The organism is Terrisporobacter sp., from assembly GCF_017888745.1.
Lineage (GTDB): Bacteria > Bacillota > Clostridia > Peptostreptococcales > Peptostreptococcaceae > Terrisporobacter.
The window spans coordinates 1-5276 of record NZ_JAGHFM010000111.1 but is presented as its reverse complement, the minus strand read 5'-3'; the positions used below and the strand labels follow the sequence as shown (position 1 = coordinate 5276).

Below are 5276 nucleotides of genomic sequence, written 5' to 3'. Positions count from 1 at the left end.
TAATAGTACCATTAAGTAATACTTTCAATGAGCCTACAACAAATCAAATTGCATATTGGGCAATTAGTAGTGGATTAATTGCATTAATAATAACAGTAATTTCTTATTTAATATTTAATAAAAATGAAGGTGCAAAAGTTAAAGATTATGGTGTAACACTTAACATAAAATCTATTTTAGCTAGTTTAGTAGTTGCTATATTAACTGTTATTATTGCATATATATTACTATTTATTGTACAAGCTGTTTTAGGAGTTGATTTTAGATTCTGGACATTAGCAGTGAGAACATTTAAAGTAGAGCATCTAATAACTACATTAAGATATGTGCCTGTATTCTTTATATACTATTTTATAAATACCATAGTAATAAATGCAAATACAAAAAGTAGAAAATATGGTGATTTAATTGCTATATACTTAAATATAGGTGGGCTTATTTTATGGATGTTAATACAATACGGAGCTTTATTTATGATAGGAGAAGCTGTGTTCCCAAGTCAAACATTAAATGGGATATTATTATTTACTTTAATACCATGTTTAGGGATAGCAGGAGTATTTGCTAAGAGAATATGTGAAAAAACTAATAACGTTTGGTTGGCAGCATTTCTTAATACAATATTATTTACTTTAATAACAGCAACAAATACAGTACTGTTCTGGAATATAATATAAATATTTAGCTAACATTTAGGCTTATAAATACAAATTTAAAATATAGTATTTATAAGCCTAATTTAGTATAATTATGATATTAAAGAAGTATAGGGAGATATAAATATGAATTGTAAAGAATTTTACTTTAAAGGCGAAGAAAACTTAGACATACATGTGTACAAATGGTCACATGAAGAAATAGAACCAAAAGCAGTTGTACAAATAGCTCATGGCATGTCAGAAACAGCAATAAGATATTAAGAGTTTGCAAAAAATTTAACTGAGCAAGGTTACATAGTATACATAAATGATCATAGAGGACATGGAAAAACAGCTAAGATAATAGACAATGTAGGATATTTAGCTGAAAAAGATGGATTTACATGTTTAGTTAAAGATATGAATACACTTACAAATATAATAAAAGAAGAATATGAAGATTTACCAGTATTCTTGTTTGGACATAGTATGGGGTCTTTTGCTAGTCAAAGATACATAATGGAATATGGTGAAAATTTAGATGGATTAGTTTTATCTGGTTCAAATGGAAAACATGGAATTAAATTAAAGGCTGCAGAATTAATAGCAAGTATGGAAATTAAAAAACATGGAAGAAGATACAGAAGTAAAAAGCTAGATAGTTTAATTTTTGGAGGACATAATAGAAACTTTAAACCAGCTAAGACTGAATTTGACTGGTTAAGTAGAGATGAAAAAGAAGTACAAAAATATATAGACGATCCATTTTGTGGAGTGCTATTTACTTGCGGATTTTTCTATGATTTTATAAAAGGTTTGCAAGAAATAGAAGATAAAGATAATCTTAAAAAAGTACCTAAGAATTTACCTATATACATAATATCAGGAGATAAAGACCCTGTTGGGGAAAATGGAAAAGGTGTAATTAGATTAAGGGAGAGATATGAAAGCCTTGGTGTAAAAGACCTTAATTGCAAACTTTACAAAGATGGAAGACATGAAATGTTAAATGAAATAAATAAAGAAGAAGTTATAAATGATGTGATTTCTTGGTTAGAAAGTAAGTATTCAGATATGTGTATTTTGAAATATGAAAATAATTAAATAAAAGTTTTAAAAATATAAATAATATAAGATTATTTATATTTTTGTATTTAATTTATTTGCTTATTTATTAATAATTTAAGGTTAAATTAAGGATAGAGTATTACAATGTAAGATGTTAAGTGATAAGTAACAATTACATATATCATAAACAAAATTAAATAAAAAGCAAATAAAAAAGGAGTAATATTAATTATGAAAAAAAATAATAAAAAAAGTAAAAGTCCAATTGTCTTAGTATTATACATAATATCTATTCTTTTGGGTATTTATACAATATTCACGCTATATAGTTCATACACTTATATATCAGAACTAGTGTCTCAGGGTCTTGTAATAAGTGATGAATTACAAAATATAATAAACTATATTGTAGGGGCTTCTGTACCATACTTATTCTATGCAATAGGTACATGGGGAATAGGATATATTATAAATAAACTAAACTATATGACAAATATAGAGAAGGTTGATGACGTAGAAAAAATGTAAATTACTTATAAATAAAAATAGCTATTAGGTATTAATTAATAAAACCTAGTAGCTATTTTTATTTATATAGACAATGATGGTTTATTGTGATAAACTTAAATGAAATTAGTTTATTATAATAAACCAAAGGAGGATATATGGAAAAGTATAAATTATTTGATGCAGAGTTAAAATTTATGAATATTATTTGGGAAAGAGAGCCCATTGGATCTGGAGACTTAGTCAAAGTTTGTAATGAAAAGCTTGGGTGGAAAAAATCTACTACATATACAGTCTTACGCAAGCTGTGTAATAGGGGAATTTTAAAAAATGAAAAAACAATTGTAACAGCTATTATAAAAAAAGAAGAAACACAAAGATATGAAAGTCATGAAGTCGTAGATAAATCTTTTGGAGGTTCTTTGCCTAAATTTTTAACTGCATTTTTTGGTGATAAAAAAATTTCAAGAGAAGAAGCAGAGGAATTAAAAAAACTTATAGATTCACATAGAGAAGAGTAAAATTTATATTTAATAAAGATGTAGATAGCTTCAAGGTTAATAATTAAGCAGGGAGGGAAAGATCTATGAATTTATTGCAAGATTTATTTAAACAAGTATTAGATTTAAGTATAACAGCAAGTTATGTTGCAATTGCTGTTATGGTAGCACGAATTTTTCTTAGTAAATCTCCGAAGATTTTTTCATTTATTTTATGGGGAGTAGTTTTATTTAGATTAGTAAGTCCCATATCTTTTATATCAAAATTTAGTATTTTTAATTTATTTAATAGAGGTCCAGGAGATTTTCAAAATATAAGTTATGTAGATGCAGCAACCGAAGTTCTAGAAGTTATATCAGTTCCCATGAATTTTAACTCTAAAAATTCTATATCTGAATTTACAATGGCAGTTGTAGATTTAAGTTTATTAGAAAATATTTTTAATATTAGTACTATAATTTGGATAATTGGAATACAAGTACTACTTGTTATTGGAATTGTGTCTTACATAAAATTATTAGCTAAGATAAAAACAGCCACACTTATAGAAAATAATATTTATGAATCAGATAGAATAGACACCGCATTTGTATGTGGATTTATAAGACCTAAAATCTATATACCCACATCATTAAATAAAAAAGAAAGACAGTACATAATTGAACATGAGAAAATTCATATAAAGAGATTTGATTATATAACAAAAGTAATTTCATCTTTATTATTAACAATTCATTGGTTTAACCCTATTATGTGGGTAAGCTTTATTCTCATGAGTAAGGATATGGAAATGTCTTGTGATGAAAAAGTAATGAAAAAACTAGGGGATAATATAAAAGTAGATTATAGTAATTCATTATTATCACTGGCAACAGATAAGAAAGTATCTTTTTTACCCCCTATTGCTTTTGGTGAGAATAGTACAAAGTCGAGAATAAAAAATGTGTTAAATTATAAGAAACCAAAGTTTTGGGCTATATTATTGGTATTTACGCTAGTTGTTGGTATGAGCATATTTTTAATTTCAAATCCTGATAATGATTGGAAAAATAATTCAACAAAACTTGTAACACAAGTAGATACTTTAGTTGAAAAAAGTGAAAATAAAGAATTAACAGTAGATGATTTCAAAGAGATAACGCCTTTTAAGTGGGATTATATGTATAGTTTTACACCATATACTCCAAAAGAAGATATTGAAAATACTATAGGATTTAAATGGAGTAAGATATCTGAAAGTGTAAACGAAGGTACAAATCAAGTTATCTTTACAAAGGGAGATAAGGTAGTTTGTTATTTTAATGGATATCCAGAATATGACAAAGTTTATTTTGATTTTAGGAGTAGTACAAATGGTAATATAAAATTATCATCTAAGGAAAATATAAAGTTTTATATTTATGATGTAGATGAATATAAAATACTTTCTTTCATGGGAGGAGATAATTATATTTCAAAAACATATACATCCAATGGAAGAAAAGTTGAAGTAGGAATATCTGATGAAGGATTCAGTACTCCAATTGTACATATAGAAGATACGAGAAATCTTGAAGAAATAGGAAAGATTTTATTTGAAGAAAGTTTAAAAATTAATGAAGAATATTATGAAAAGATAAAATCCTATAAAATAACATATGTGAGCCTTATGGAAGAATTAGGAGAAGATAAATACCAAGTAAAAATAGCTTATGATTTGGAAGCTAATGAAGGTTATGAAAATGATTTAGATACAGGAAATGGTGTAAACATGAACAATGGCTGGACTGTTGGTAAATATCAGATTTTAGAAATAGAAAAGTTACATGAAAATAGATATAAACTTACTAATTGGTATACAGGATAGTGCTCAAATTAGTTAATAAAAATTATGTCAAATTAAAATTATAGTTTACAATATGTATTATTTATGTAATTATATACATAAATAATTATAAATGAAAGTAGGGTGCCATAAAATATATGAATACTTTAACAATAAGTCAAGCAATGATAACACTATCAGATTTGGAAAAGTCATACAACAATAAAATGTATGCCTTACAAGATATAAATAATTCTACTGTAAGATATATTTTAGAGTTAGACAATCAAAAACATATGTGTAATGAGGCATTTGAATTTGAAAATACATTTAATGAATTATTAGAGATGTCTAATAAAATTTATTTATTAAAAACAGAGATATCTAAGTCAAATAGTATAACTGAAATTGATGTTTTAGGAAGTAAAATGACCATACAAGGAGCATTAAATAAATCTAGAATGTTAAGAAATGAAAAAGAAATGCTTGAAGTTATATTAGAACAATCTAAATCATCAAAAATAAGAAAAGTTGATGCTGCGGCAACATCTGTATATTATAACGTTTGTGAACCTAATTTTGATAAATTAAAATTACAAAAGTTATTAGAGAAAATAAATGAGGATTTACTAGAGCTAGAACTAGCAATAAATAAATCTAATAATGAAAATACGATTACTATAGCTTAGGCTATTGTAAATAAATTGTGAAATTTTAATTAAATCATAGTTGTTTTTTATATTTGCAAATAATTAAGT

General features: G+C 25.4%; 6 protein-coding genes and 1 pseudogene. All 7 read left to right on the top strand.

Annotated elements, in window-relative coordinates:
* A partial coding sequence (locus J7G74_RS05550; RefSeq protein WP_297132897.1) for a hypothetical protein occupies positions 1–677 on the top strand: 677 nt, incomplete at its 5' end.
* 105 nt (positions 678–782) lie between these two features.
* A complete protein-coding gene (locus J7G74_RS16690) occupies positions 783–920 on the top strand; it encodes a hypothetical protein (RefSeq protein ID WP_330616417.1) in 138 nt (45 codons plus the stop codon).
* Between the two features lie 12 nt (positions 921–932).
* Positions 933–1742 (top strand): annotated as a pseudogene (locus J7G74_RS05545) (alpha/beta fold hydrolase); the annotation flags it as partial.
* A 195-nt stretch (positions 1743–1937) separates the two neighbouring features.
* Positions 1938–2234: a hypothetical protein gene (locus tag J7G74_RS05540; protein ID WP_297132894.1), complete on the top strand. Its 297-nt coding sequence runs from the start codon at positions 1938–1940 to the stop codon at positions 2232–2234.
* Positions 2235–2371: 137 nt separating this feature from the next.
* On the top strand, positions 2372–2734 hold the full coding sequence (locus J7G74_RS05535) for a BlaI/MecI/CopY family transcriptional regulator (protein WP_297132892.1): 363 nt from the start codon (positions 2372–2374) through the stop codon (positions 2732–2734).
* Positions 2735–2799: 65 nt separating this feature from the next.
* The gene (locus J7G74_RS05530; protein ID WP_297132889.1) at positions 2800–4560 is read left to right on the top strand and encodes a M56 family metallopeptidase; all 1761 of its coding nucleotides are present in this window, start codon (positions 2800–2802) and stop codon (positions 4558–4560) included.
* A gap of 116 nt (positions 4561–4676) precedes the next feature.
* Positions 4677–5207: a hypothetical protein gene (locus tag J7G74_RS05525; RefSeq protein WP_297132887.1), complete on the top strand. Its 531-nt coding sequence runs from the start codon at positions 4677–4679 to the stop codon at positions 5205–5207.
* Positions 5208–5276 lie beyond the last annotated feature (69 nt).